Annotated in this window: 25 protein-coding genes and 4 pseudogenes; 11 read left to right on the forward strand and 18 right to left on the reverse strand. The window is 64.2% G+C overall.

All coding sequences use genetic code 11. The annotated features are described in order from the left end of the window. Positions 1 to 717: 717 nt before the first annotated feature. The 3 genes from RI03_RS23095 to RI03_RS20315 all read left to right on the forward strand — a co-directional run bounded on the left by RI03_RS23095 (position 718) and on the right by RI03_RS20315 (position 2,033). A protein-coding gene (locus RI03_RS23095; protein ID WP_086011738.1) for an IS5 family transposase occupies positions 718 to 1,475 on the forward strand; the annotation gives its coding sequence in 2 pieces (ribosomal slippage) (positions 718 to 1,042 and positions 1,042 to 1,475; 759 coding nt in all). An 18-nt stretch (positions 1,476 to 1,493) separates the two neighbouring features. Next, positions 1,494 to 1,637, forward strand: a complete 144-nt coding sequence (locus tag RI03_RS24225; RefSeq protein ID WP_170318431.1) for a hypothetical protein — start codon at positions 1,494 to 1,496, stop codon at positions 1,635 to 1,637. Positions 1,638 to 1,673: 36 nt separating this feature from the next. Continuing rightward, positions 1,674 to 2,033, forward strand: coding sequence for a hypothetical protein (locus RI03_RS20315; RefSeq protein ID WP_274517579.1), 360 nt, complete (start codon positions 1,674 to 1,676; stop codon positions 2,031 to 2,033). Here RI03_RS20315 and RI03_RS20320 read toward each other — a convergent pair. The 14 genes and pseudogenes from RI03_RS20320 to atpD form a co-directional block, all read right to left on the reverse strand. Then, positions 2,030 to 2,404 (reverse strand): histidine kinase, encoded by a 375-nt coding sequence (locus RI03_RS20320; protein WP_010219577.1) that lies wholly within the window; start codon positions 2,402 to 2,404, stop codon positions 2,030 to 2,032. The genes RI03_RS20315 and RI03_RS20320 overlap by 4 nt on opposite strands. A gap of 102 nt (positions 2,405 to 2,506) precedes the next feature. Then, positions 2,507 to 3,133: a response regulator transcription factor gene (locus tag RI03_RS20325; protein ID WP_010219578.1), complete on the reverse strand. Its 627-nt coding sequence runs from the start codon at positions 3,131 to 3,133 to the stop codon at positions 2,507 to 2,509. Further along, a complete protein-coding gene (locus RI03_RS20330; RefSeq protein ID WP_010219579.1) occupies positions 3,123 to 4,439 on the reverse strand; it encodes a PAS domain S-box protein in 1,317 nt (438 codons plus the stop codon). The genes RI03_RS20325 and RI03_RS20330 overlap by 11 nt, the downstream gene beginning before the upstream one ends. Then, the gene (locus tag RI03_RS25440) at positions 4,328 to 4,804 is read right to left on the reverse strand and encodes a PAS domain S-box protein (protein ID WP_443208568.1); all 477 of its coding nucleotides are present in this window, start codon (positions 4,802 to 4,804) and stop codon (positions 4,328 to 4,330) included. Before RI03_RS25440 ends, RI03_RS20330 begins: the two co-directional genes overlap by 112 nt. A gap of 607 nt (positions 4,805 to 5,411) precedes the next feature. Next, positions 5,412 to 5,687, reverse strand: a complete 276-nt coding sequence (locus RI03_RS20335) for a hypothetical protein (RefSeq protein WP_010219582.1) — start codon at positions 5,685 to 5,687, stop codon at positions 5,412 to 5,414. A gap of 110 nt (positions 5,688 to 5,797) precedes the next feature. Further along, positions 5,798 to 6,649, reverse strand: coding sequence for a F0F1 ATP synthase subunit gamma (locus tag RI03_RS20340; protein ID WP_010219584.1), 852 nt, complete (start codon positions 6,647 to 6,649; stop codon positions 5,798 to 5,800). Further along, positions 6,646 to 8,184: a F0F1 ATP synthase subunit alpha gene (locus RI03_RS20345; protein ID WP_010219585.1), complete on the reverse strand. Its 1,539-nt coding sequence runs from the start codon at positions 8,182 to 8,184 to the stop codon at positions 6,646 to 6,648. Before RI03_RS20345 ends, RI03_RS20340 begins: the two co-directional genes overlap by 4 nt. After that, complete coding sequence (locus tag RI03_RS20350; protein WP_010219586.1) at positions 8,181 to 8,912, reverse strand: F0F1 ATP synthase subunit B family protein; 732 nt, start codon at positions 8,910 to 8,912, stop codon at positions 8,181 to 8,183. The genes RI03_RS20345 and RI03_RS20350 overlap by 4 nt, the downstream gene beginning before the upstream one ends. A gap of 4 nt (positions 8,913 to 8,916) precedes the next feature. Continuing rightward, on the reverse strand, positions 8,917 to 9,162 hold the full coding sequence (locus RI03_RS20355; RefSeq protein WP_026046920.1) for a F0F1 ATP synthase subunit C: 246 nt from the start codon (positions 9,160 to 9,162) through the stop codon (positions 8,917 to 8,919). Continuing rightward, complete coding sequence (locus RI03_RS20360) at positions 9,159 to 9,854, reverse strand: F0F1 ATP synthase subunit A (RefSeq protein WP_010219587.1); 696 nt, start codon at positions 9,852 to 9,854, stop codon at positions 9,159 to 9,161. The genes RI03_RS20355 and RI03_RS20360 overlap by 4 nt, the downstream gene beginning before the upstream one ends. Next, complete coding sequence (locus RI03_RS20365) at positions 9,851 to 10,120, reverse strand: ATP synthase subunit I (protein ID WP_010219588.1); 270 nt, start codon at positions 10,118 to 10,120, stop codon at positions 9,851 to 9,853. Before RI03_RS20365 ends, RI03_RS20360 begins: the two co-directional genes overlap by 4 nt. Further along, a complete protein-coding gene (locus tag RI03_RS20370) occupies positions 10,120 to 10,407 on the reverse strand; it encodes an AtpZ/AtpI family protein (RefSeq protein WP_010219589.1) in 288 nt (95 codons plus the stop codon). The genes RI03_RS20365 and RI03_RS20370 overlap by 1 nt, the downstream gene beginning before the upstream one ends. Further along, the gene (locus tag RI03_RS20375; RefSeq protein ID WP_010219590.1) at positions 10,404 to 10,814 is read right to left on the reverse strand and encodes a F0F1 ATP synthase subunit epsilon; all 411 of its coding nucleotides are present in this window, start codon (positions 10,812 to 10,814) and stop codon (positions 10,404 to 10,406) included. The genes RI03_RS20370 and RI03_RS20375 overlap by 4 nt, the downstream gene beginning before the upstream one ends. Next, positions 10,811 to 12,273 (reverse strand): annotated as a pseudogene (atpD, locus tag RI03_RS20380) (F0F1 ATP synthase subunit beta). The gene RI03_RS20375 and the pseudogene atpD overlap by 4 nt, the downstream one beginning before the upstream one ends. 260 nt (positions 12,274 to 12,533) lie before the next feature. On the opposite strand from atpD, the gene RI03_RS20385 reads away from it, so the two are divergent. The 5 genes and pseudogenes from RI03_RS20385 to tpiA all read left to right on the forward strand — a co-directional run bounded on the left by RI03_RS20385 (position 12,534) and on the right by tpiA (position 18,688). Then, complete coding sequence (locus RI03_RS20385; RefSeq protein ID WP_037515855.1) at positions 12,534 to 14,954, forward strand: phosphoketolase family protein; 2,421 nt, start codon at positions 12,534 to 12,536, stop codon at positions 14,952 to 14,954. After that, complete coding sequence (locus RI03_RS20390) at positions 14,951 to 16,000, forward strand: class I fructose-bisphosphate aldolase (protein WP_037515857.1); 1,050 nt, start codon at positions 14,951 to 14,953, stop codon at positions 15,998 to 16,000. Before RI03_RS20385 ends, RI03_RS20390 begins: the two co-directional genes overlap by 4 nt. Next, on the forward strand, positions 15,997 to 16,632 hold the full coding sequence (locus RI03_RS20395; RefSeq protein ID WP_010219593.1) for a histidine phosphatase family protein: 636 nt from the start codon (positions 15,997 to 15,999) through the stop codon (positions 16,630 to 16,632). Before RI03_RS20390 ends, RI03_RS20395 begins: the two co-directional genes overlap by 4 nt. 648 nt (positions 16,633 to 17,280) lie before the next feature. Beyond that, positions 17,281 to 17,919 carry a hypothetical protein gene (locus tag RI03_RS25445; protein ID WP_443208569.1) on the forward strand — a complete coding sequence of 213 codons (639 nt, stop codon included), beginning with the start codon at positions 17,281 to 17,283 and terminating at the stop codon, positions 17,917 to 17,919. A gap of 83 nt (positions 17,920 to 18,002) precedes the next feature. Next, a pseudogene (gene tpiA, locus RI03_RS20405) lies at positions 18,003 to 18,688 on the forward strand (triose-phosphate isomerase). Between the two features lie 7 nt (positions 18,689 to 18,695). Here tpiA and RI03_RS20410 read toward each other — a convergent pair. From RI03_RS20410 to RI03_RS22445, 3 genes and pseudogenes are all read right to left on the reverse strand, one after another. Then, positions 18,696 to 20,812, reverse strand: a pseudogene (locus RI03_RS20410) (copper-transporting P-type ATPase); the annotation flags it as partial. Positions 20,813 to 20,995: 183 nt separating this feature from the next. After that, a complete protein-coding gene (locus tag RI03_RS20415) occupies positions 20,996 to 21,754 on the reverse strand; it encodes a hypothetical protein (protein WP_010219599.1) in 759 nt (252 codons plus the stop codon). A 132-nt stretch (positions 21,755 to 21,886) separates the two neighbouring features. Beyond that, complete coding sequence (locus RI03_RS22445; protein WP_010219600.1) at positions 21,887 to 22,213, reverse strand: DUF2171 domain-containing protein; 327 nt, start codon at positions 22,211 to 22,213, stop codon at positions 21,887 to 21,889. Between the two features lie 325 nt (positions 22,214 to 22,538). On the opposite strand from RI03_RS22445, the gene RI03_RS20425 reads away from it, so the two are divergent. From RI03_RS20425 to RI03_RS20435, 3 genes are all read left to right on the forward strand, one after another. After that, positions 22,539 to 22,775 carry a hypothetical protein gene (locus tag RI03_RS20425; protein ID WP_010219601.1) on the forward strand — a complete coding sequence of 79 codons (237 nt, stop codon included), beginning with the start codon at positions 22,539 to 22,541 and terminating at the stop codon, positions 22,773 to 22,775. Positions 22,776 to 22,823: 48 nt separating this feature from the next. Beyond that, a complete protein-coding gene (locus RI03_RS20430; protein ID WP_010219602.1) occupies positions 22,824 to 23,603 on the forward strand; it encodes a PRC-barrel domain-containing protein in 780 nt (259 codons plus the stop codon). A gap of 67 nt (positions 23,604 to 23,670) precedes the next feature. Then, complete coding sequence (locus RI03_RS20435; RefSeq protein WP_010219603.1) at positions 23,671 to 24,072, forward strand: BLUF domain-containing protein; 402 nt, start codon at positions 23,671 to 23,673, stop codon at positions 24,070 to 24,072. Positions 24,073 to 24,157: 85 nt separating this feature from the next. Here RI03_RS20435 and RI03_RS20440 read toward each other — a convergent pair. Beyond that, a pseudogene (locus RI03_RS20440) lies at positions 24,158 to 25,666 on the reverse strand (acetyl-CoA hydrolase/transferase family protein). Positions 25,667 to 25,685: the final 19 nt, after the last annotated feature.

Genomic DNA, 25,685 nt, shown 5'->3' on the forward strand with positions numbered 1-25,685 from the left:
CCTATCCCCTGTGTGCCTTGGCAGTCTCACAAGGACCAACGTACCACCTCGGCCTACATCTACGGCGCCATCTGCCCAGCCGAGGGCAAGGGAGCGGCCCTGGTGCTCCCGCGCTGCAATACCGAAGGGATGACGCTGCACCTCGCCGAGATATCCGCCGCCGTGACGCCCGGCGCCCATGCCGTGCTGATACTTGACCAGGCAGGCTGGCATCTCTCGGCGGGGCTGATCGTCCCGGCCAACATCACGCTGCTGCCGCTGCCGGCAAAATGCCCCGAGCTCAACCCGGTCGAAAACGTCTGGCAGTTCATGCGCGACAACTGGCTGTCGAACCGCATCTTCAAATCCTACGACGACATCCTCGACCATTGCTGCTTCGCCTGGAACCGCCTCACCGATCAGCCGTGGCGCATCATGTCCATCGGACTGCGGTCGTGGGCCCATCGGTCCTGATCAGAGAGTCTTGGTATAATGGCGGAGGTTCGTAACACGCTTTCGAAGCCCGGAAGGCTCTTCTTCGGCAGGAAGAATAACGGACGATCAATCGCATGGCTGGCGCATGCGAGGTGTTCGGGCGGTCCAACCTCTTCCATGCCGAGGCGACCGACACAGTTGCGATGGCATCAACCGGCGCGTGACGAAGCTGATCGTCCCTAGGGTCAGGACCCATTTATATGAGCGTCGCGATCTGATTCAGGCTCCGCAAGGAGACCGAGGATGAGCGACCTTTACTGGCTGACCGCCGAGCAGATGGCTCGGCTCGAGCCGTATTTTCCTAAGAGGCACGGCAAGCCACGGGTTGATGATCGGCGGGTGTTGAGCGGCATCGTTTTCGTCAACCGCAACGGGCTGCGCTGGTGGGATGCCCCTCGGGAGTACAGTCCACACAAGACGCTCTGTAACCGGTGGAAGCGATGGGGCGAAAGGGGTGTCTTCCTCCGCATAATGGAAAGACTGGCGGCCGCTAGCGCCACGCCGAAGACGATCATGATCGACGCGACTTACCTGAAAGCGCACCGTACGGCGTCGAGCCTGCGGGTTAAAAAGGGGGCCTTGGGCGCCTCATCGGTCGCACCAAAGGCGGTATGAATACGAAGCTGCACGCCGTGACCGATGCAAAAGGTAGACCGCTCAGCTTTTTCATGACCGCTGGCCAGGTCAGCGACTACACCGGCGCTGCCGCGCTGCTTGACGATCTACCCAAGGCGCAGTGGATGCTGGGCGACCGCGGCTATGACGCAGACTGGTACAGGGACGCCCTTCAAGCAAAGAGCATAACGCCCTGCATTCCGGGCCGAAAATCCCGGATCACCCCCGTCAAATACGACAAGCGCCGCTACCGAAGCCGGAGCCGTATCGAAATTATGTTCGGCCGCCGGAAGGACTGGCGCCGCGTCGCCACTCGCTACGATCGATGCCCGACCGTCTTCTTCTCCGCTATCGCCCTCGGCGCCACCGTCATCTTCTGGCTCTGATCTGCCGAGCCAATCAACATGCTGCAGCTCGAGCATCGCGTGCTTGGAGCGCTGACGGAGAAGCTGCTCCAGCGGGAATTGATTGAAACGTTCATCGAGGAATGCTGGAGCGAGCAGGAGAAGGCCCGGGTGGTCGCAACCGCGGAATGCGCAAAATCCTAGCTGTAGCGGACCACGGTTACCGCAAGCATCGAGAGGCTGCGCACCCGCGGGTTCAATGCCGCCGCGGTCGAGGATCTCATCGACCGCGGCTCAGGCCTGCTCAAGGTGTCGGGTCTGTCGGCCGACCTGCGCGTGCTGCATGCCAGTGACGACCCCGCCGCCACACTCGCCATCCGCATGTTCTGCCGCTCGGTTGCCAAGCAGATCGCTGGCATGCTCGCGGTATTGGGTGGTGCTGATCTCATCGTCTTTACCGACGGCATCGGCGAGCACGACGCGGAGGTACGCGCGGCAATATGCGGCGATCTCGCCTTTGCTGGGTCGGTCGCTGTGCGGATGTTGCCATTGCAGGATGGCGCGCAGATCGCGCGGCATGTCGGGCGGCTCTTGGGTTAGCGTGAGTGCTCGGCGATCGCCGTGCGAATCCCTGCCAGCAACAGACCGTCGGCCAATTCGGTCGGGACCATCACGGTGAAATCCTGCTCGGTTGCGAGCGCCGCCAGCGCGGGGGAAACGACGCCCGCAAGCAGGATCGCGGCTCCCTGCAACCCCTGCCCGCGCATCGCTTGCACCAGTGCAACGCCCGCGATCTCGGGCATCGCCACCTCAGCAACAATGCAGCTACTCGCCAACGCAAGCGGGTCGGCGAGCAAGGGAGCGGCGCTGCCATACGCGCGCACGTCGAACCCTTCGCCGCGCAGCATCAACTGGCGCGCATGCCGAACCGCCGGCGCCCCAGCGATCAAGGCGATACGCAGCCCCTTCATCGCGGGAAATCTATCGTGCGGGTCTGATCCATTGTCGCACCATCGACGAATACGAGCGCGGGGTCTGTACGTAGAAACTGAAGACTTGCCCGGCGTTCGGCGTCACCCGACAGGTGGCGCGCCGAGATTGGCGGCGAACGCCAGCCGCAGCACATCCGAGATCGAGCGCACGCCAAGCTTGTGGGTCAGATTGGCGCGGTGCGCCTCGACCGTGCGTGTCGAAATGCCGAGCTTGTAAGCGGTGATCTTGTTCGGCTGGCCCGCGACCAATCCTTCCAGCACATCGCGCTCACGCGGGGTGAGCGCGGCCAGGCGCACCGTCGCGTCGCTCGCATCGAGCCGCTGTGCCTGCGTGTCGGCCAACCGTTCGAACGCTTCCTCGATCGCGAGCAGCAACGCCGCTTTCTCGAATGGCTTTTCAAGGAAATCGACCGCCCCCGCCTTGATCGCGCGGACTGACAGCGTGATGTCGCCGTGGCCGGTCAGCACTATGACAGGAAACCCGATGCCGCGTTCGCCGAGCGTGCGCTGTACCTCAAGCCCGTCGATTCCCGGCATGCGGATGTCGAGCAGGATACAGCCGGGGGCCGCTTGGCTCGCGCTCGCGAGAAACTCGGTGCCCGACGCATAGGTGACGACGTCGAACCCGGAAGAGCGCAACAAGAAGCCGGCCGAGCGTCGGATTGCGTCTTCGTCGTCGACCAGATGGACGGTCCGCTTATCCGACATCGGCTCGGTCCCGCAGCAAGGTGAAGTGGAACGCTGTCCCGCCGCCCGGCACTGAATCCGCCCAGATTCGCCCATGATGCGCCTCGACGATCGTGCGACAGATCGACAGGCCGAGCCCCATGCCGTCGGGCTTGGTCGAGGCGAACGCCTGGAACAGGCGATCGGCAATGTCCGGCGCGATGCCGTCGCCGCTGTCGGCGATCGTGATTTGCATGCAGGCGTTGGATTCAACTGCGGTCGTGATCGTCAGGATCCGGCGAGGCGTCGCTGTCATAGCCTGGAGGGCGTTGCGGATCAGATTGACCAGCACTTGCTGGATTTGAACGCGATCGGCATGAACCAGCTCGCCATCAGACGCGAACGCCAGCACGGTCTCCACGCCTGCTTGCTCGGCGCCGATCAGGCCGAGGTTAGCTGCCTCGCGTACCAGAGCATTGAGCGGTTCGGCACATTGCTCAACGTCACCGCGCGCGACGAAGTCGCGCAAGCGACGGACGATCTGCCCCGCGCGGATCGACTGGCCGGCCGCTTCGTGCAACGCTTCGCGCACCAGCTTGACGGTCTCCGCAGATGGGTCGACTAGCAAGTCGCGCGTCGTTTCGAGGTAATTAGTGATCGCGGTCAGAGGCTGGTTGAGCTCGTGCGCCAGTGTTGACGCCATCGTCCCCATCGCACTCAAACGCGAGACGTGGATGAGCTCGGATTGCAGCTCGCGCACGAGAAGTTCGGTGCGCTCCCGCTCCGACAAGTCGCGCACGAAGCCTGTGAAGATGCGCTGTCCACCACTGAGCGTCTCGCCGACGGCCAGCTCCGCAGGAAAAGTCGCACAGTTCTTGCGCACGCCGGTGACGGCACGGACCGCCCCGATCACCGTGCGCGCGCCCCCCGCAAGATAGGCGGCAAGGTAGCCGTCATGCCGCTGCCGATCGGGTTCGGGCATCAGCAGGTCGACGTTGCGGCCAAGCACCTCGTTCTCGGCATAACCAAAAATGCGTTCCGCCGCTGAGCTGAACGACGCGATCCGCCCCTGCTCGTCGATCACGATCATCGCATCGGGCACCGTCGCCAGGATCGAGTGCAAATGCTGCTCACGCCGCATCAGCGCAGTTTCGGCCGCCTTCTGGTCGGTGATGTCGCGCACGACCTTGCCGAACCCGCGCAATGCGCCTGCCTCGTCGTACAAGGCCGTGATCGTCACGCTGGCAAGAAACTCCGACCCATCCTTCCGCAGCCTCCAGCTGTCCTCCTCCAAGCGGCCCTCAGCGCTGGCGCGCGCGAGATCGGCGTGCGGCTTGCCGGCCAGCACATCTTCGGGATGTAGAATAATGCAGCGTTCTGACCAAGAACTTCGAGCTGCGTCCAGCCCTTGATCCGCTCGGCGCCGCGATTCCAGATCGTTACATGTCCGCGCGGATCGAGCATGTAGATCGCGTAATTGGTCGCACCGTCGATCAGCAAAGCCAACTCTTCACCAAGCAAGCGCGCATCATCGCGGCCCGGTTGTGCAGGCGTCATGCCAAAGATCGATAGGCGAAGCGGATGGCGACATGTCCCGATGAAGTTCGGGCCGGCGCTGGACATGATCGGCCAGCAGACTGGCCCAATCGTCTGTCCCTGCCCATCATAGCTTTGGCGCAGTGCTTGATGAATTCGTCCGTCGAGAACGGCCACGGAGCTGCACGATCCGGCGTCTCAATGAGCCTTCCGGAGCAATTTACGACATCGCCTCCATCACCAGACAATAGTGGGACGCAGCGGCTCGCTGCGCTTCGAGCTTGGGCTTACAAGCATTCTTCGGACGATACGCTAGGCGCGGTGGCGCGGCTGGACTTATCTGATCCGGTGGCAAATCGCGTGACCACAGGGCGGCGGCCTTAACAGGCGACTAGCTTGACCCATTTTGGCGACGATGCGGAAGGGGCGGCGCGCGGCTACGGCAGTGACAATGAAACTTCCTCGCGAAACTACCACGCGTGGCGGTGCATCGCGCTCACTCAGCCGTTCCGCGACTTTCGATCGACCTTTTACCGACCTCCCGGGCCATCTTTCAGCGTCAGGACGGTCTCGATATCAGGACCGCGCCAGCGCGGAATGCCAAGCTTGCCGACGATCCGGCGTCCCGGGAGACTTCGCTCCAAAGGCGTGTCGCCGGAGTTCAAGCCTAGTCTGAGCCCCAAGCACGCGGTAGTCTCGCCCGTCGATCCGCCGAGATCGAAGCCCGGCCGATCGACCGGGCCAGCTGACGAAGACTGGCGGTCCCGCGAGGTGCGATCGTTCATCACTCGAACCCGCTGACAAGTCTCGCACAGACTTCGCCCGGCGCGCGCCTGTCATCAACTGTCACGTCGTTCAGCAGGAAAATCACGTCAGGATCGCCGGCTTCCGGTGCGATGTCGAGCATCGCAGCGTTCAGCCTAGAGAGGTCCGTTCTATACAGATCGGCCAGCCCGAGGTGTGAGGCCCGGGCGCAGCCCTCTGTCGCGGCGTCCGCCTGCAAAAGCGTCTGGCCGAGACGAGTCTGCGTGTACAGAATTTGGGGTGTCGTGGCGATCATGAGTGTGTCCTTTACGGATTGACGCAAGTCTTGACCGCCTCCCGGCGCAATGCCGGATCAGCGATAGTATTGTCATAGCTTGATCGCCAGGCCGCCTCGCGGGTCGGAATCTACCTAGCGCGCGCTTGACTCGCTGCCGCTCCTGCAGCGAGTTCGATGACCTCCGCGGTGATCTCTTCCTGTCGCACAAGCCGCGCTTGGGCCTGCAGATCGACCAGCTGGCGCGTGGATTGATCGCGCGCCGCCGCCATCGCTTCCATCCGCGCTTCGTTCTCGGCGGCGAAGGCGTGGAGCGCTGCGTGGCACAACTGAGCGTGGAAATAGTCAGCGGTCAGCCCGGCGAGCAGTTCCGCCGGCGCGAGGTTGTGCAGCGGGGGACCGAGCGCGGATGCGGGAAATCGACTCAGATCGAGCGGGAGCAGCGTGATCCGCTCGATCCTAGCGTCGTGCCCCGGATCTCGCTGGCTGAAGACGACGTCCAGCGCGACAATCTCCCCCTTCGCCAGCCCGCTATAAAGCGCCTCCGCGACCTGATCGGCCAGCTTGGGAATACCCGCCGAGTGCGACGGCATCGCGCCGAGCCATGCCGGGTCGATCCCGCGTTCGGCAAGAACGGTGGCACCGCGCGTGCCGATTAGGAAGATCGGCGATCCTGCCAAGTCGTCACCGAGCGATGCGAAGACGTGTTCGCTGAACGCACCGGCAAAGCCTTGCTCCGCCGCAAATACCACCAAAGCAGGATGCGTGTCAGCCGCTCGATCCTTGTGCGGAATCGACGGCATCAGCGTGAGCGCGCGGCCGATCGCAGCGGCGATCGTCGCGGCATAGCTGTCTACCGCCTTGACCTGCGTGCGCGCCTGCTGCGCGCGCGCTGCGGCGATGCCACGCATCGCATTGACCACCGCGCCGAGCTGTTCGACGCCATCGATCCGCGCGTCGATATCGGCAAGGCGAAGCGTCACGTCGCAGGATCGACGGGCGCGGCCGCGAGTTCGGGCGCGAAGCTGGTCGCATACTTCTCCAGCGCGCCGAGCAGCGCCTTTTTCGCGTCGTCGTCGAGCGTGCCGTCCTTCTGCATCATCGCGACGGCATCGGCCGCGTCGCGATCGATCATCTCGGCCAAGCCCTTGCGGAACCCCGGGATCGCGGGCAGCGGAAGCGCGTCGAGGAGCCCGCCTTGCAACGCGAGCACCAGGGCGACCTCGTCCGCAAGCCTGAGCGGCGCGTGCTGAATCTGATCGAGGATCGCGCGGATCCGCGCACCGCGGGTCAATTGCTGGCGGACGCGCGTGTCGGGCATGCCACCGAAGCGCGTGAAGCTCTCGAGCTCGAGGAACTGCGCATAATCGAGCCGTAGCGTTTGCGCCGCTTCGCGCAAGGCATGTGCCTGCGTCTTTCCGCCGACACGGCTGACGCTGGTGCCGACATCGACCGCCGGCTTCTGCCCTTGGTAGAACAGCTTCGCATCAAGCACGATCTGGCCGTCGGTGATCGAAATGAGGTTGGTCGGGATATAGGCGCTGAGATTGCCTGCGTCGGTCTCGGCGATCGGCAACGCGGTCAGCGATCCGCCGCCTTTGTCCTTCGACAATTTCGACGCGCGTTCGAGCAGCCGGGCATGGACGTAGAACACATCGCCGGGATAGGCCTCACGCCCCGGCGACTGGCGCGTCAGCAACGCGATTTCGCGGTGGGTGGCGGCATGCTTGGTCAAATCGTCGATCACGATCAGCGCGTGGCCGCCCGAATCGCGGAAATATTCGGCCATCGTCATGCCCGCGAAGGGCGCGATCCATTGCAGCCCAGGCGAACTCGCTGCACCGGCGACGACGACGATGCAGCGTTCGGGCGCGGCGCTGCCCTCGATCGCGTCGATTGCGCGCCGCACGCTCGAACTCTTTTGCCCGACCGCGACATAGACGCAGACGATATCGCTATCCTTCTGGTTGATGATCGTGTCGATCGCGATCTTCGTCTTTCCGATCGCGCGGTCACCAATGATGAGTTCGCGCTGCCCTCGGCCGAGCGCAAACAAGGCGTCGACCACCACCAGCCCGGTCTGTACCGGGTCGACCACCAGATCGCGGTCGATGATCGCTGGGGCGGGCCGTTCGATCGGATGCCGCGTGTCGCTGGCGATCGGCCCTTTGCTGTCGAGCGGGCGGCCAAGCGGATCGACCACGCGGCCGAGCAGCCCTCGCCCGACGGGGACGCGCACGACATCGCCGGTGCCGCGCACGCTGTCGCCCGCCTCGACCCCGTCGACGTCGTCGAGCAGCACGCAGCCGATGCGATCCTCATCGAGCATTTGCGCAAAGCCGAACTGGCCTTTCTCGAAGCGGAGCAATTCGTCGAGCCGGACATTCGGCAGCCCTGACACCAAAGCGATGCCATCACCGACCTCCTCGACCCGCCCGATTTGCTCGGCCTGCGCGCCGAGGGTGGTGCCGCCGAGTCGAGCCTGCGCGTCCTTCAGCCAAGTGTCGGAAGCGTTCATTTCGCCAGATCGGCCCGGATCGTCACCAGATCGGCTTGCCAGCTGCTGCGCACGATCAGATGCTCTCCGCTCAGCTCAAAGCCAGCGATCAACGTAGCATCGGTGGTGAACGCAATCTGGGGATCGCCGCCGAGAGCCTCACCGATCGCCTTCGCACAGCTCTGCTGAGTCCCCGCATCAAGCGTTACGGCGCTCGCAAGCATAAGCTTCATTTCCTTTGCTGCGGCGGCCTTCCGGGCCTGCGCGGGAAGCTTGCCGATCTCTTCGATCAGCCATTGCCGAAAGCAAGCCTGCACCGCGTCGCCATCGAGCCGCCCCGCCAGCCGCCCGGCAATATCTACCGCAAGGTCGGCCGACCGCTGGGCCCAGGCGCCCTCCTGCGCTTTGGCGTCCTTAGCGATGTCGGCCTTCGCGGCGGTCTGCAGCGCTTCCGCATCGCTCTTGGCCTTCGCCAGCACCACCGCGCGCGCGGCATCGGCCGCCTTGTGCGCGTCGCCCAGAATCGTCTCCCGTTCCTTGGCGAAGCCAGCGCGCGTCTTCTCGACGTCGGCCAGTGCGGCTGCTGCCGTGTCGCTTGCCGTTTTGGCATCGTCGATCGACTTCTGCGTCGCAGCGCGACGCGCTGCGATCATCGCCGCCACCGGCTTCCAAAAAAAATGGCCGAGCAGCCAGATCAGGACCGTGACGTTGACGATCTGAAAGCCCAGTGTCCACCAGTCGATGGTCATTGCATCACTTCAGCAACGGGTTGGCGAACAGCAGCAACAGCGCGATGACCAGACAATAGATCGCCATCGTCTCAATCATTGCCAGCCCGACGAACAAGGTCCGCGAAATCGTGCTGGCCGATTCGGGCTGGCGCGCGATTGCGTCCATCGCCGCTGCGACCGCGCGCCCTTCTGCGAGCGCTGGCCCGATCGCGCCGAACGACACCGCCATAGCTGCGGAAAATATACTGCAAAGGGCCAACCAGTTCATGGTGCCGTCCTTTCTTGGGGAGTTTTAGGAATGGGCTTGGCCGGCAGGCCGCTGCTGATGAACACCATCGCCAGCACCGCGAAGATGTAGGCCTGAACCACGCCGGTCAGCAGATCGAGCGCCATCAGCGGGATTGGCACGAGCAGCCCGGCGAGCGACAGCACGATGCCGATCACGAACACGCCGCTCATCACATTGCCGAACAGGCGCACGAACATCGAAAAGGCGCGCGTGACGCTTTCGATCAGGTTGAGCGGAATCATCAACGGCGAAGGCGAAGCGAAGGTTGACAGATAGCCGCCAAGCCCGTCTGCACGAATGCCGAACCAGATCACCGCCACGAAGACCAGCATGGCAAGCGCAGCATCGGTCTCGAGCCGCGCGGTCGGGGGCGCGACGCCGGGGATGAGCGTCGACCAGTTCGCCACGAAAATGAACGCGAACAGCGTGCCGATGAACGCCCGGTACGGGCCCGGTTCGGCCTGCATCGTGTTGCGGATCTCGCCATCGACGGTATCGACGATCAGCTCGAACAGCGCTTGCGTCTTCGACGGTGCCGCTTTCAGCGTGCGCGACACGAGGATCGCACCGCCGGTCAGCACGGCCATGATCACCCATGTGGTGACGACCGCTTGCGAGATCAGCACCGGGCCGATGTGGAACAGCGTCACGCTGGCAAGCGGCGAGATCATGATGCGACTGTGCGAAATCGCCGCATCACACCGAAGCGCGCGAGCACGACGCCCAGCGCCATCGCCAGCAACGGCCCCGCGCCTTGGAAGCTGGCGAGCACGAGCAACCCGCCAAGTGTGGCCAGCCGCAACACCGCTACGGCGAGCGTCGTCGCCAGACCGCCATCGTTGGCGAAACGCTGCGCGCTCCACCAAATGCTCATGAAATAGAGGATACCGGCGAGGATACCGGCGGCCAGCCAAAGCGCGAGGAAAAGATTTTGCATCACGCGCTTTTGATCCAGCGCCACGCGGACCAGCAGCCGAGGCCTGCGCCGAGCATCAGCAGCGGCGCGGTCCAGAAAATGCCGCTATGATACGTCCGGTCGAGCCAACGCCCGGCGAAAATGCCGGCCAGCATCGGGACCACTGTGATCCAGCCGAGCACGCCGATTTGTGCGAGGCGCCGCGCCACCGAATCCTCGCCATCGCGCAGCCAGCGCGCTCGGCGTGCGCCGCGCAGCCGGACGCTGGCGATCAGCGGATCTTCGGGCGGCGTTTGGAGGGCGCTCATGCGAAGGTCGTCCCGCCACTCGATCCAAGCTGGCTGACAATCCGGCGGATTGCATTGAGCTGGAGCTGGTTGTTTTCGAAGCGGTCGCTGCGCTCTTGCTCGATATCGGCGCGGAATCGGTCGAGTACAGTCGCATCGAGCGTTGCGAGATCGTCGCCCGCAATCGCCTCGCGCGTCGCGACGGCCACGTCCTTCCCGCCGGAGATCGACAGCATCCCGCGGCGCACCGCGCAATATCGCCGCGAGCCGTCGATCCGCTTCCACCCGACGACCGAGATCGCGAGGCTCGTCAGGAAATCGGCATGGCCGGGCAGGATGCCGAAGCTGCCGCTATCGTCTTCGGCGCGCACCGCGAGTGCTTCCTCGTCGACGACCACCGAAAGCGGGGTGACGATGCGCAGCCTCATGGCTTAGTATCCTTGTGGGCGTTCTGCTTGGTCGAGGCCGCTTCCTTGGCGCGCGCCTGGTCGAGCGTGCCGACCATGTAGAGCGAGCTTTCCGCCCAATCGTCGGCTTCGCCATCGAGGATCGCCTTGCAGCCGGCGAGCGTATCGGCACGGCTGACGCTCTCGCCGGGCGTGCCGGTAAAGGCTTCGGTGACGACGAATGGCTGACTAAGGAAGCGCTCCAGGCGGCGTGCGCGCTTGACGATCAGCCGGTCGTCGGCCCCGAGTTCCTCGACGCCGAGTAGCGCAATGATGTCGCGCAACTCCTCGAACCGCGCGAGCGCCTCGCGCGCCCTCTCGGCGAGCGCATAATGTTCTTCGCCCACCACCAGCGGATCGAGCAGCACCGAAGACGAGGCCAGCGGATCGATCGCCGGGTAAAAGGCTTCGGCCGCGAGCTTGCGCGACAGCATGATGATGCTGTCCATGTGGCTCGAGATGGCCGTCACCGCCGGGTCGGTGAAATCGTCCGCCGGGACATAGACCGCCTGGATCGCAGTCACAGAAGCACCCGGTATGGAGGCGATCCGTTCTTCGAGTGCGGCGACTTCGCTCGCCAGCGTCGACTGGTAGCCAACGCGCGACGGCAACCGCCCAAGCAGGCTCGACAATTCGCTGCCGGCCTGAACGAAGCGGAAAACGTTATCCATCAACAGCAACACGTTCTGGTGCTTCTCGTCGCGAAAATATTCGGCGATCGTCAGCGCGGTCAGCGGCACGCGCCAGCGCGCGCCCGGCGGCTCGTTCATTTGACCATAAACCAGCACGGTGCGCTCGAGCACGCCTGAGCTCTGCATGTCGGTGAGCAATTCATGCCCCTCGCGCGAGCGCTCGCCGACGCCCGCGAACACCGAGAGCCCCTGGTATTTCGTGCCCATGGCGTGGATCAGCTCCATCACCAGCACGGTCTTGCCGACCCCTGCCCCACCGAACATCGCCGCCTTGCCGCCCTGTGCGAGCGGCGCCAGCAAGTCGATCACCTTGATGCCGGTCTCGAAAATGTCGGTCGACGAGGTCTCGTCCTCGAGCGCGGGTGGCTTTTGGTGGATACTGCGAAGAGGCGTGTTCTTCGGGAGCGCGGGGCCATTGTCGCGACCGTGCCGACCACGTCGAGCAATCGCCCGAGCACCGCATCGCCGACCGGCACCGCGACCGGCGCCCTCGTCGCCCGGACCCCGGTCTGGCGGGCAAGACCCATCGTCGCCTGCAGCGCGATCGCGCGGACCGTCTGCGGATCGACATGGCTGTGGACTTCGAGGACGAGCGTCTCCGGCCGATCCCAGTCGACGATTAACGCAGTGTCGATCGCTGGCAATTCTGCCCCCGCAAAGGACACGTCGACGACCGCGCCGCGCACTGCGATCACGATTCCGTCGGGCGCCTTCGGCGTGGAACTCGATTGAGGCAACGGTGTCTCCATGCGGCGCGGCAGACTCCGCTATTAAGAAGCCGGAGGGCACGCGCTGCTAGGGCAATGGCAGTCGGCCGGGTTGCACGGCACCCTCGGGAACTACCTAAGTCGGGGAAGCCACAACCGGGTAGGTAGTTCCCGAACCTGCTGTGCTCGGGGCAACCGGGCTATGTCATTTTGGAAGGTCGAGCGCTCGACCCCTACGGGGCATGTGCATCGCCCCGAACGATCGCCGCAAGCGATCCTGCAATGCGTGGAGCCACAATCTCATGGATGCATCTGTTCTCACACGGGAGGCGGCACCCCGCCCCGACCTATCGATAGCGCCAGCCAAGCGTTGCCTCGGAGCGGAGGAACTCCGCCTGACCGACGCCTATTGGCGAGCCGCCAATTATATCTCGGTCGGCCAGCTCTATCTCTACGACAATCCGCTGCTGCGCGAGCCGCTGACGCTCGCGCACGTCAAGCCGCTCGTGGTCGGCCATTGGGGCACCACGCCGGGGCAGAACTTCATCTACGTCCACCTCAACCGCGCGATCTGCGCACACGATCTCGACATGATCTATATCGCCGGTCCCGGACACGGTGGGCCGGCGCTGGTCGGCAACACATATCTCGAAGGCACCTACAGCGAGTTCTTCCCCAACGTCACGCAAGACGAAGCCGGACTCAAGCGGCTGTTCACGCAATTCTCGTTTCCCGGCGGCATTTCGAGCCATGTCGCGCCGACCACGCCCGGGTCGATTCACGAAGGCGGAGAGCTCGGCTATTCGCTGAGCCATGCGTTCGGCGCGGTGCTCGACAATCCCGATCTGATCGTCGCTTGCGTCGTGGGCGACGGGGAGGCCGAGACGGGGCCGCTGGCGACCGCGTGGCAATCCAACAAGTTCATCGACCCGGTCACCGATGGCGCAGTGCTGCCGATCCTCCACCTCAACGGCTATAAGATTAGCAACCCGACGATCCTCGCACGGATCAGCCATGAGGAGCTGGACCAGTTCTTCCGCGGCAACGGCTGGGCGCCGCACTTCGTCGAAGGCGACGATCCCGACACCATGCACGAAGCAATGGCGCTGACGATGGAGACTGTGATCGCCGACATCCATGCGATCCAGCACAAGGCGCGCATCACTGGTGATACCGATCGTCCGCGCTGGCCGATGATCGTGCTACGTTCGCCCAAGGGCTGGACCGGCCCAAAGATGGTCGACGGGCTGCAAGTCGAGGGTACGTTCCGCTCGCATCAAGTTCCGCTGCTAGTGAACGAAGCCCACCCCGAGCATGTCGCCCAGCTCGAAAGCTGGATGAAAAGTTATCGCGCCGAAGAGCTGTTCGATGGCGATGGTCGGCTGATCGCGGAATTGGCCGCGCTCGCCCCCACCGGCACGCAGCGGATGGGCGCCAACCCGCACGCCAATGGCGGTATTCTGCTGCGTAACCTGCGCATGCCAGATTTCCGCGCGCATGCCGTAACGGTGCCAGCTCCAGGCGCGGTAATTTCCGGCGATACACCCGTTCTCGGTGAATTCCTGCGCGACGTCGTGACGGCAAATCCCGACAATTTTCGCCTGTTCGGCCCCGATGAGACGCTGTCGAACCTGCTCGGCGCGGTGTTCGACGTGACCAATCGCCAATGGGATGCCGCGACGGAGCCCAATGACGAATTCCTCGCGCCCGCCGGCCGCGTGATCGACTCGATGCTGAGCGAGCACCAATGTGAAGGCTGGCTCGAAGGGTATTTGCTCACCGGTCGCCACGGCCTGTTCAATAGCTACGAAGCCTTCATCCGCATCGTTGACTCAATGGTCGGGCAGCACGCCAAATGGATGAAGGTTTGCAAGGAAATCCCTTGGCGGCGCGACATCGCCTCGCTCAACATTCTGCTCGCCAGCCACGTCTGGCAACAGGACCATAATGGCTTCACGCATCAAGACCCGGGCTTTCTGGACCATGTCGTAAGCAAAAAGGCCGATATCGTCCGCGTCTATTTGCCCGCGGACGCCAATTGCCTGCTGTCGGTGGTCGATCACTGTTTGCGCAGCCGCGACTATGTGAACGTTGTCGTCGCGGGCAAGCACGCGCTGCCGCAATGGCTGTCGATCGACGAGGCGGTCACGCATTGCACGCAAGGTATCGGCATTTGGGGCTGGGCGAGCAACGATCAGGATTGCGAGCCCGATCTCGTGATGGCGAGCTGCGGCGACACGCCGACGCTCGAAAGCATGGCGGCGACCTCGATCCTTCGCGCGTATCTGCCCGAGCTGAAGGTCCGGGTCGTCAACGTGGTGGATTTGATGAAGCTCCAGCCATGCGACGAGCACCCCCACGGCCTCAGCGAGCGCGCCTTCGATTCGCTGTTCACGCGCGACAAGCCGGTAATCTTCGCCTTTCACGGCTATGTCGGGCTGATCCACCAGCTCACCTATCACCGTACCAATCGCGGTCTGCACGTCCACGGCTACCGCGAGGAAGGTACGATCACGACGCCGTTCGACATCCGCGTGCAGAATGGTCTCGATCGCTTCCATCTGGTGATCGACGCGATCGATCGGTTGCCGCAGACCGGCAGCCGGGGAGCGTATCTGCAGCAGGCGATGCGCGACAAGCTTGTCGAACATAAGAGATTTATCGATCTCCACGGCGAGGATTTGCCTGAAATCCGCAACTGGAAATGGCAGGACCCGGCATGAGTACCCCAGCCCTTCCCGCTCTTGCCGCGCAAATGGTCGCACAAGGCAAGGGGCTGCTGGCGATCGACGAGAGCATCGGCACGTGCAACCGCCGCTTTGCCGCACTTGGCATCGCGCAGACCGTCGATCGTCGCCGCGCCTGGCGCGACCTGATCGTTACGACGCCCGGCCTCGCCGAGTCGATCGGTGCGATCATCCTGAACGAGGAAACGATCGGCCAGACGACTGTGTCGGGCACGCCGTTTGCGACAGCCGTGGTCGAGGCGGGGATCGTCCCGGGTGTGAAGGTCGATGCCGGGACGATCGACCTTGCCGGACATGCCCCTGAGAGGATCACTGAGGGACTCGATGAACTGAGCGGGCGGCTGAATGGCTTCGTCGCGATGGGCGCGCGCTTCGCCAAATGGCGCGGCGTAATCACGATCGACACCGGCTTCCCCTCACGCGGCTGCATCGAAGCCAACGCGCAGACGCTCGCGCGCTATGCAGCTGTCTGTCAGCAAGTCGGCGTGTTGCCGGTGGTCGAGCCTGAAGTGCTGATGGATGGCCCGCACGATCTCGCCCGCTGCGCTGCCGTAACCGCGGCGGTGCTGCACGCCTTTTTCCGCCACGCGGACGAACAGGGCGTCGTGCTCGAGGCGATGATCCTCAAGGCAAACATGGTGCTGCCCGGCACGACCTGCCCGAACCAATCGGACCTCGCCACGATCGCCGACGCGACGGTGAGCACCTTGCGTCACGCGGTCCCCGCCGCAGTTCCCGCGATCACTTTCCTGTCCGGCGGCCAGGCGGGCGAGCTGGCGTCGGCGCGGCTCAACGCCATGAATGTCCGGTTCAGAGGGCGAATGCCGTGGGAGCTTGGCTTCTCCTTCGCCCGCGCAATCCAGCAGCCGGCGCTGGCGATCTGGGGTGGCGATGATGGGCAACGGGAGGCATCGCAACATGCACTCGCCCACCGCGCGCGGTGCGATCGCGCCGCACGCAAGGGCACATATGATCCTACGATGGATTCGGCGACGTTTCCACGAACGGTCTCGGCACAGTGACGCTTGGCCTGCCACAGCTATGCCTTATCCGGCACGGCGAAACCGCATGGTCGCTCTCCGGCCAGCACACCGGCAAGACCGACCTCCCCTTGACCGACCACGGCATCACGACGGCGCGCGCGCTGCAACCCTATTTGGCTAGCACATCCTTTGCGCTGGTGCTGACCAGCCCGCTGCTGCGGGCGCGCGAAACCTGCGATCTCGCGGGGCTCGGCGCGCAAGCGCAAATCGCGGCCGATCTGTCGGAGTGGGATTACGGCACCTATGAAGGCCGCACCAGCGCCGAGATCAGCGTCGAACGTCCCGGTTGGAGCGTGTGCCGCGACGGCTGCCCGGGCGGCGAGACACCGAAGCAAGTGTCCGAGCGAGCGGATCGGCTCATCGCCGGAGTCCGCGCCGTCGAGGGGACCATCGCGCTCTTCTCGCACGGTCAGTTCGGTGCCGTGCTGGCGGCACGCTGGATCGGACTGGACATCGCCGAGGCGGTTCATTTCGCGCTTGCTCCCGCCTCGGTCAGCATCCTTGGTCCCAAGCCGGGCCACCCGCACTTGCCGGCGATATGCCAGTGGAACGCAGGACCGTCTGCCGCCCCCCGCGAATCCGCGAATGGGAGCCGACATGCCCCGAGCTAACCTCGCAGCGCGACTTCCCTTGGTGCTCCGCCCGGACCCGTCACGCGTGGTCATCCGGCCGTTCATCCCGGCCGACGACCAGCCGCCGTTCGTTTGTCCGACCAGATCGCGGGCGCAACGCATCACCGAGCGCATCCTTCGCTTGGACAGCGTCGATGCGAAGGAAGAACTCGCGACGTTCACCGCCAGGCTGTCGAAGCATCATCGTGACGTTTCCGATGTCCTCTCGCGGCGCTTTCACGAGATCAACGGGCTGGTTATTGACCCCGGTTCGATCGACGCAGACCGCGCGCTGCTGATCGGTGCCTATTTCAGCGAGGAATATGCATTCGAGGCGGCGGCGCTGTTCAACCCCAGCATCGTGCCGCATCCCGATCAGACGGGTGTCGCCGACGGCGACGTACGCATTCTGCTGTCGTTGCGCGGCGTTGGTGAGGGAAACATTTCCTCGGTGACCTTCCGCGCCGGCCTGTGGGTGAAGGACGATATGGTCACGCTCGATCCGCCAAGCGAACAGGCGATATCGCCGCGCATTAAGCTGATCCCGGGCGGCGAGCCTGACGATCCCGGTGTCCGGCTGTTCTGCGAAGACGCCCGCGACCCGTCCGAAATCGTCATATCCCGATCACCCCGGCGCAGCGACACGGCATCGAGGACCTCCGCCTCGTCCGCTTCGTCGATGACGATGGGAACGCGACCTATCTCGGCACCTATACCGCGTTCAGTGGGGCCGAAATCCGGCAGGAAATCCTCCGTACCACTGACTTCAAGACCGTCGACCTCACCGCGCTGCGTGGCCCCGGCACCGACAACAAGGGCATGGCGCTGTTCCCGCGCAAGATCGATGGGCGTTACGCCATGCTCGGCCGGCAGGATCACGAGAATATCTGGCTACAGCGCTCGGACGATCTCTATAATTGGGATGCCGGTGTAAAGATCGTAGCGCCTTGCTTCTCCTGGGAGATCGTTCAGATCGGCAATTGCGGCTCGCCGATCGAGCTCGACGAGGGCTGGCTGGTGATTACTCACGGCGTCGGCGCGGTTCGCAATTATTGCCTTGGCGCGTGCTTGCTCGACAAGCAGGACCCGTCGAAATTGCTCGCGCGGCTGGGCGAGCCGCTGATCCGTCCCGATCCCGGCGACCATGACGGCTATGTGCCGAACGTGCTCGACAGCTGCGGTGCAATGGTCCACCAGCGTACGTTGCTGCTGCCCTATGCCATCGCCGACAGCTTCACGACCTTCGCCAGCGTTTCGATCGACGCGCTGCTGGCGGCGATGGAATGAGGAGACGAGCACCGATGCGCACCCTGATCGCGGGCAACTGGAAGATGCACGGGCTGCAGGCGCAGCTCGGCGAGATCGGCGCGATGGCCCACTCGATTGCCGCCAATCCGAGCGCCATCGATGTGCTCGTGTGCGTTCCAGCAACACTGATCGCTGGCGCGGTGCAAGCCGCTGGCGGCGCGTTGCAGATCGGCGGGGAAGATTGCAGCGCCGCGAAAGCGGGTCCCTTCACCGGCGATATCGATGCCGCCATGCTACGCGACGCAGGGGCGACGAGTGTCATCTCGGCCATTCCGAGCGCCGCCAGAAGCACCACGAGACCGACGTGGTCGTGGCCGCAAAGGTCGAGGCGGCGTGGCAAAATGGTCTGGCGACGATCGTCTGCATCGGTGAGACCGAGGCGCAGCGCAGCGCGGGCAACGCGCTGAAAGTCTGCGGCGACCAGCTCGCGGCGAGCTTGCCCGATCTGCCGCCCGGCGCCCGCGCCTCGATTGCGTACGAGCCTTTATGGGCGATCGGATCGGGCACGATGCCGACGCGCGAGCAAATCGCCGCGGTGCTTGGCCATGTCCGCGCGGCACTCTACTCGCGCTTCGGCAACGCTGCGGGACTGATACACATCCTCTATGGCGGCTCCGTCAAAGCCGCGAACGCGCTCGCGATTCTGGATACGCCAGGTGTCGATGGCTTGCTGATCGGGGGTGCCAGCCTGCGGGCGACAGATTTCGATGCGATCGTCGAGATCGCACGCGGCCGATCCGCCGGCTAGCGCCGCCTCAAAGCTTTACGCGGTTCAAGCGCAGCGCGTTGAGTACGACCGTCAGAGACGATACCGCCATCGCCGCGCCCGCGACCATCGGCGACAACAGGATACCCGCGACCGGATAGAGCACACCCGCCGCCACGGGAACGCCGATCCCGTTGAATAGAAAAGAAAAGAACAGATTCTGGCGGATATTGTGCATCGTCGCGGTGGACAGGGTGCGTGCGCGAACGATCGCCGAGATGTCGCCCTTGGTGAGGGTAATGCCCGCGCTTTGGATAGCGACGTCGGTGCCCGTCCCCATCGCCAGCCCGACATTGGCTGCGGCGAGCGCGGGAGCGTCGTTGATCCCGTCCCCCGCCATCGCGACCTTGGCCCCGGCCGCCTTCAATTCCCCGACGATGCGCGCTTTGTCGTGGGGTTTGAGCCCGGCGCGCACGTCGTCGAGCCCGCCGACCGCTGCGGCGACGGCATTGGCGGTCGTGGCGTTGTCCCCGGTCAGCATAATCACGCGCAGGCCATCGGCGCGTAATGCGGCCAGCGCCTCGCGCACGTTGGCGCGGACTGGGTCGGCTACGGCAAGCGCGCCTGCGAGCCGTCGGTCGATCACGACAAATATCGTTCCCGCCCCGGTCTTGCGCTGCGCGTCGGCGGCGGCTTCCAGCGGTGCCGGATCGACACCAACGCGCTTCATTGCGCGGCATTGCCGATGACCACGGCATGCCCGTCGACCGTGCCGCTGATGCCGAGGCCTGTCTGCGAGCCGAAGTCGGCAACCGCACCGAGAGATAGATCGCGGTCCTTCGCCGCCGCAACGATCGCTTGCGCAAGCGGATGCTCCGACCGCGCCTCGACCGCGGCAGCCGCCGCAAGCACCGCAGCTTCGCTAAAACCGTGGATCGGCATAGTCGCGACGAGCTTGGGCTTGCCTTCGGTGAGCGTGCCGGTCTTGTCGACCAGCAGCGTGTCGATCGCGGCGAACGCCTGCAGCGCTTCGGCATTCTTGATCAATACACCGGCCCGAGCGCCCCTACCCGTAGCGACCATGATCGACATCGGCGTGGCAAGGCCAAGCGCGCAGGGACACGCGATGATCAGCACCGTGATCGCGTTAAGCAGTGCATGCCCCAGCCGGGGCTCAGGCCCGACCAAGCTCCACACGATGAACGTGACGACCGACGCCAGTACCACGCCGGGCACAAACCACCCCGAGACGCGGTCGGCGACCGCCTGGATCGGCGCGCGGCTGCGCTGCGCATCGGCGACCATCCGCACGATCCGCGCCAGCATCGTGTCACCGCCGACCGCGCGCGCCTCCATAACCAGGCTGCCGGTGCCGTTGACCGTGCCGCCCGTGAGTGCCGCATGCACGGACTTCTCGACCGGCGCGGGCTCGCCAGTCAGCATCGACTCGTCGATTGAGGAATGACCGTCGAGGACGACGCCATCGACCGGGATCGCTTCGCCGGGCTTGATCCGCAGCCGGTCGCCAGCGCGAATGTCGGCCAGCGGCACCACGATTTCGCTGCCGTCGGCGGTGACCAGATGCGCGGTCTTGGGCGCTAGATCCAGCAACGCGCGGATCGCCTTGCCGGTCGCGGCGCGCGCGCGCAGTTCGAGCACTTGGCCGACCAATACAAGCGTGACCACCACTCCAGCCGCTTCGTAATAGACTGGCACGCCGCCGTGCACCCGGAAGCCGGCGGGAAAGATGCCCGGCACCAAGGTCGCGGCAAGGCTGTACGCGAACGCTGCCCCGACGCCGATCGCGATCAGTGTGAACATGTTGAGCCGCCGAGTTAGGAGCGATGTCCAGCCGCGGGCGAAAAACGGCGCGCCCGCCCACAGCACGATCGGCGCGGTCAGCGCGAGTTGCACCCAGGCCGATGTCTGCGCAGTGAAGAAGCGCCAGCCGAACATTTCGGCACCCATCGATACAACCAGCAGCGGGACCGCCAACGCGCCGGCGATCCACAGTCGCCGCGTGAAATCGACCAACTCCGGGTTCGGCGTGTCATCGAGCGACGGCTGCTCGAGTTCGAGCCCCATGCCGCAGATTGGACAGCTGCCGGGACCGACTCGCCGGATCTCCGGGTGCATCGGGCACGTCCAGGTTGCTGCAGCTGCTGCAGGGTGCGCGTCATTCGTCATCGCGACTGCATCCTTGGCGCGTTCGCCAGCGAGGACAAGACACACCGCCATGCTGCCGCCGCCACCGACCCTGACGACTCCGTAAAGTTCCTCAGGGTCGCGGATCGGCATGCGCTATGCCGATCCCGCACCGTCGTCGACCCCGCATCACCCCGCCGCGCATCACCCCGCATCGTCGATGGGCCCGGTCGGCATGGTGCCAAGCGCATCGCGGGCCAGCTGCACCAGTTGCGGCACCGTCCTATGCGGCAGGTCGGCCACCAGCGTGCCGACGATACGGGCATCGATGTTGTGGTGGTGCAAGCCCAGATAGGCGATCAAATGCGCGCCCTCGTTGCTCTGTCCCTTTCCGTGGCTCACTATCACGATCCGGCCTACGGTCGGCACCGCTGCCGCGACGGCTTCGAAAAAGCGCGTGTCGGCCGGGTATTTCTCGCCCAGGTCGGCATCATGCTCCTCACCGTCGATATTCTCGTGCAGCACGTGAAGCGACTCTTCGACGGCCATCTTCGGGCTATCGGCATGGAGCGGATAGAGCCGCGCGCCGGCATGGTCGATCACGATCATCAAATCGGGCATCAAATCGGGCATCAGGTCGGGCGCAGCTTGCGTCGCCGGCTCGATATCCTTGTTCGACCATCCGGCCCGCACCAGCAAGTGCCGCAGATCCATGACCGACGCCGCGTCCAGGTCTTTGCCGCGCGCCGACTTCAGCGAAAGATGTTCGTTGCCGAGACGCAGCATCATATCGCCATTGTGCTGCTGCTCGGCCGAGCCGATCGTCTCGAACAAATGAGTCACCTCGCGCATCTTGAGATTGTGCGTCAACGGATTCTGAAACACCTTCTCCAGCGCGCGCTCATGCATGTCGGAGATGCCAGCAGCTAGGTCGCGATCAAGCGTCGGGGCGTCGTGGGACATGGTCGGCGTTTCGGGCTGTGCGCTGCAACTTTTTCTCCTCAAGCCCTTGGCGAGCCCGATTCTGGTTGGCGGCGGCGCGACGGTAGGAAAATGGGCAAAGCATCGATGGGCCTCACACCGGCTGCGGCGCCCTCAATAGCCGAGACCCTCGCCACCACCGTCCGCGGTGGCATGTCCGCTCGTACCGAACAGCGCCGTCGCCGCCGGTGCCTGTCGCTGGGCATAGCGCATCGCGCCCGCGACCGCTTCGATCGTGGTGGCCTGCCCCGGCTCGACGATGAGGCCGTCGCCGTCGATGTTGCGCACGGCGGCAAGAGATACGAAGTGGTGGAGATCATCGGCAAAGCCTTCGCCCTTCAGCACGACGAAGTCGTCCTCGACATAGTCGACGGCGCCGAGGTGCCGTCCTTCGCTATCGGCGACGTTCATATCGGGTTTGATCTGTTGTGCTGTGAACATGGCTCGGTCCTTTCGATGAGCGTGTAGGCGAAACGGGGGAACACGGATGAAGCTTAGGGTGATGCCATCAGATCGTGCGCCGGCTCCGAGGCGGACCTTTACTGGCAGCGGGGTTTTGGGACGGCCATGCAAATAGGGCGTCAGCAGTCTCCACGGCAGGTTCGGAAACTACGCAGGCGACGCGTTAAGCCGCGACGATCACAGGAGCCTACGTAGTTCCCGGCGCTCGTCAGGCCGAGCAAGGAGCATCATTCAGGCGCGGCGCAGATCGCTATGATCGATCTCGGACAGATGATAGCTTCGGCGAAAAGACGAGGAATTCCCCATGCAAGATATCAATTCGAATTACGATTATTTCGGCTGGGGCTGGATCTTGTGGATGGGCTTCATCTTCCTGATGTTTTCGAGCATCGGCAATTGGGGCTATGCCTATCGCGCACATCGTAAGGTCGATGGTTCGCCGCGCCGCGATGCGGGTGCCATCCTGAACGAGCGGTACGCCGCCGGCGAGCTCACACGCGATCAATATCTCGAAGTAAAGTCCGATATCGCTGCCGCTTGAGCGCACGCCCCGCCGGATCGTCAATGACTGCAGCCAAAGGAATGTGTCATGCTGAACGCCCTATCGTCGCTCCGTGGCTTGAACCTCCAGGCGACCGATGGCGTCCTCGGGACGATCAGCGACTTCCTGCTTGATGATGCGACCTGGAAAGTCCGCTGGATGGTGGTCGACACGGGCGGATGGCTGATCGGGCGCACAATCCTGATCCACCCTTCGGCGGTGACCTCGGCCGATGCCGAGGCGGGGGCCATCAGCGTTGCGCTGACGAAGGCGCAAGTCGAGGAAAGCCCGGACGTCGCCACGGACCGCCCGATCTCGCAACAGCTCCAGAACGCGATCTACGGCTATTACGGCTGGGATCCGCTGTGGGGTGAGGGGATGTTTGGCGGCGGCATGTATGGTGCGATGGCGGCGATCACCTCCCCGGTATCGGCCCCTGCTCTCTTCGGCGCCGCCGCCGCGCTGGAAGCTGAACATGACGCCGGTGGCGAGCAGTCTCACCGTGTTGCGGGTGACCCCCATCTTCGCAGCTTCAAGGAGGTCAAAGGCTACCATGTCGAGGCGACCGACGGCGAAATCGGGCATGTCGCGGACCTTCTCGTCGACATGACCGGCTGGCACGTGCGGTATATCGTCGTTGACAGGTCGAACTGGTGGTTCGGGCAGCAGGTGCTGATCTCGCCGGCCATCGTGAAAGACGTGGACTGGCCCCGCCGCCGCGTCGGTATTGACATCGACCGGGAGCGGGTCAAATCCAGCCCGCCCTGGAGCGCGAAGCAAATGGTCGATGGCGATTACGAGCGGTTGCTGCACGCTTACTACGCCTGACCGCGCGCAGAGGCGACGCGTTCAAAGACCCTGTGAACCCCCACAAGTGCGTGATCCGATGACCCTAATGTCCCTGCTTTATGTCAGCCGAAGCACCATCGATGCCGGAGAAGCCCAAGCGACCATCGCGGAAATCGTGGAGACGGCACAACGAGTGAATCCGCCACGTGGCCTGACGGGCGCACTGATCTTCACCGGAGCGAGCTTTGCTCAGATCCTGGAAGGACCGACCGATGCGGTCGAAACTATGATAGCAGCGATAGCTTCCGATCCTCGGCACAAGGACGTTTTTATCGCTGATCGAAGTCCCACCCTTGAACGCCGTTTTGCGCAATGGAGCATGGCGTATTTTGGCCGAGTCAATTTCGTCGAACGTCACATCACTAAGGTGTTTGAAGAGCGAACCGGCATTGAGCTGCCACTCGCCGCCAGGCGCCTCAGGCAGTTGATGCGCGAGTTTTCCCTCTAAGAACTGGCAGCTTTTTGCGAAAGGTTCCCGGTTTCAGGCCGACGTCGATCCGGCAGAAATGCCATACGAAGCGGGGCCGCGAGCCTCACATCCGCATCGTGCCGGTGTCGAGGAAGCGCTGGTGCCACGACAGCGCTTCGCCCGGCAAGGTCGGCGTCTGTTGCCCATAGGAGCCCGCCCGCGCGCGCCGATAATAGTCGGCGAGCGCCGGGCGATAGTCCGGGTGCGCGCACTGCTCGATGATCGCGACGGCGCGCTGCTTGGGGCTGAGCCCGCGCAGATCGGCCAAGCCTTGTTCGGTAACGAGCACTTGCACGTCCTGGCTGATGTGATCGACATGGCTCGCTTGCGGCACGATCGCCGAGATCTTGCCGTCTTTGGCGGTCGACGGCGTCATGAAGATCGAGACATAGGCGTTGCGCGCAAAATCGCCCGATCCGCCGATGCCGTTCTGGATGCGAGAGCCCATGATGTGCGTCGAATTGACGTTGCCGTAGATATCGGCCTCGATCAGCCCGTTCATCGCGAGACAGCCAAGGCGGCGGATTAATTCAGGATGATTGCTGATCTCCTGCGGGCGCAGAATCATTCTGGCGCGATACGTGCTCATGTTCGCGTTGAGGCGGGCGGCGGCTTCGGGACTGAGCGAGAAGGCCGTCGCCGACGCCATGCGCAGCTTACCCGAGTCGAGCAAATCGAGCATCCCGTCCTGGATGACTTCGGTGTAGGAGGTCATGTCCTCGAACGGCCCCGAGACAAGGCCGGTCAGCACAGCGTTAGCGATGTTGCCCACGCCCGACTGGAGCGGCAGCAGCGACGCCGGCAAGCGCCCGCGCGCGACCTCGTGGCGGAAGAACTCGATCAAATGTCCGGCAATCGCATGCGCGGCGGCATCGGGCGCAGCGAACGGCAAGTTGCGATCGGGCGCTTCGGTCTCGACGATCGCGACAATCTTGGCGGGGTCGACGCGAAAATACGCCTCGCCGATGCGATCGTCGGCGCGGACCAGCGGGATCGGCACGCGGTGCGGGGGCAGCGCGGTGCCGTAATAGATGTCGTGCATCCCCTCTAGCGCCGGGTTCTGCCAGCGATTGACTTCGAGGATGATCTGGTCGGCGCGGTCGAGCCAGGTTTTGTTGTTGCCGACTGATGAAGACGGGATCAGCGATCTGTCGCTGCGGATGCCCGAGACTTCGATCACCGCGGTGTCGAGCGGCCCGAGAAAGCCCTGCCACGCCATCGGCGCGACCTGGCTCAAATGCATGTCGAAATATTCCATCTCGCCGCGGTTGATCTTCTCGCGCGCGATGGGATCGGAATTATAGGGCAGGCGAAACTCGATGCCGTCGGCCTTGGCGAGCGCGCCGTCGAGCTCGGGCCCGGTCGAGGCCCCGGTCTACACGCGGACGCGAAAGGGATTGCCGCGTGCGTGTTCAGCCTCGATCCGTGCCGCGAGCGCCAGCGGCACCGCCTTGGGATAGCCCGAGCCGGTGAACCCGCTCAAGCCGACCGTACTACCCGAGGCAATCATGGCGGCGGCGGCATTCGCGCTCATCACGCGATCACGTAGGTTGGCACCGATTCTCGAACGCATCGTCTTTTCCTTCCGAGCG

Origin of the sequence: Sphingomonas sp. PAMC 26621 (assembly GCF_000251145.1) — a bacterium.
Lineage (GTDB): Bacteria > Pseudomonadota > Alphaproteobacteria > Sphingomonadales > Sphingomonadaceae > Sphingomonas.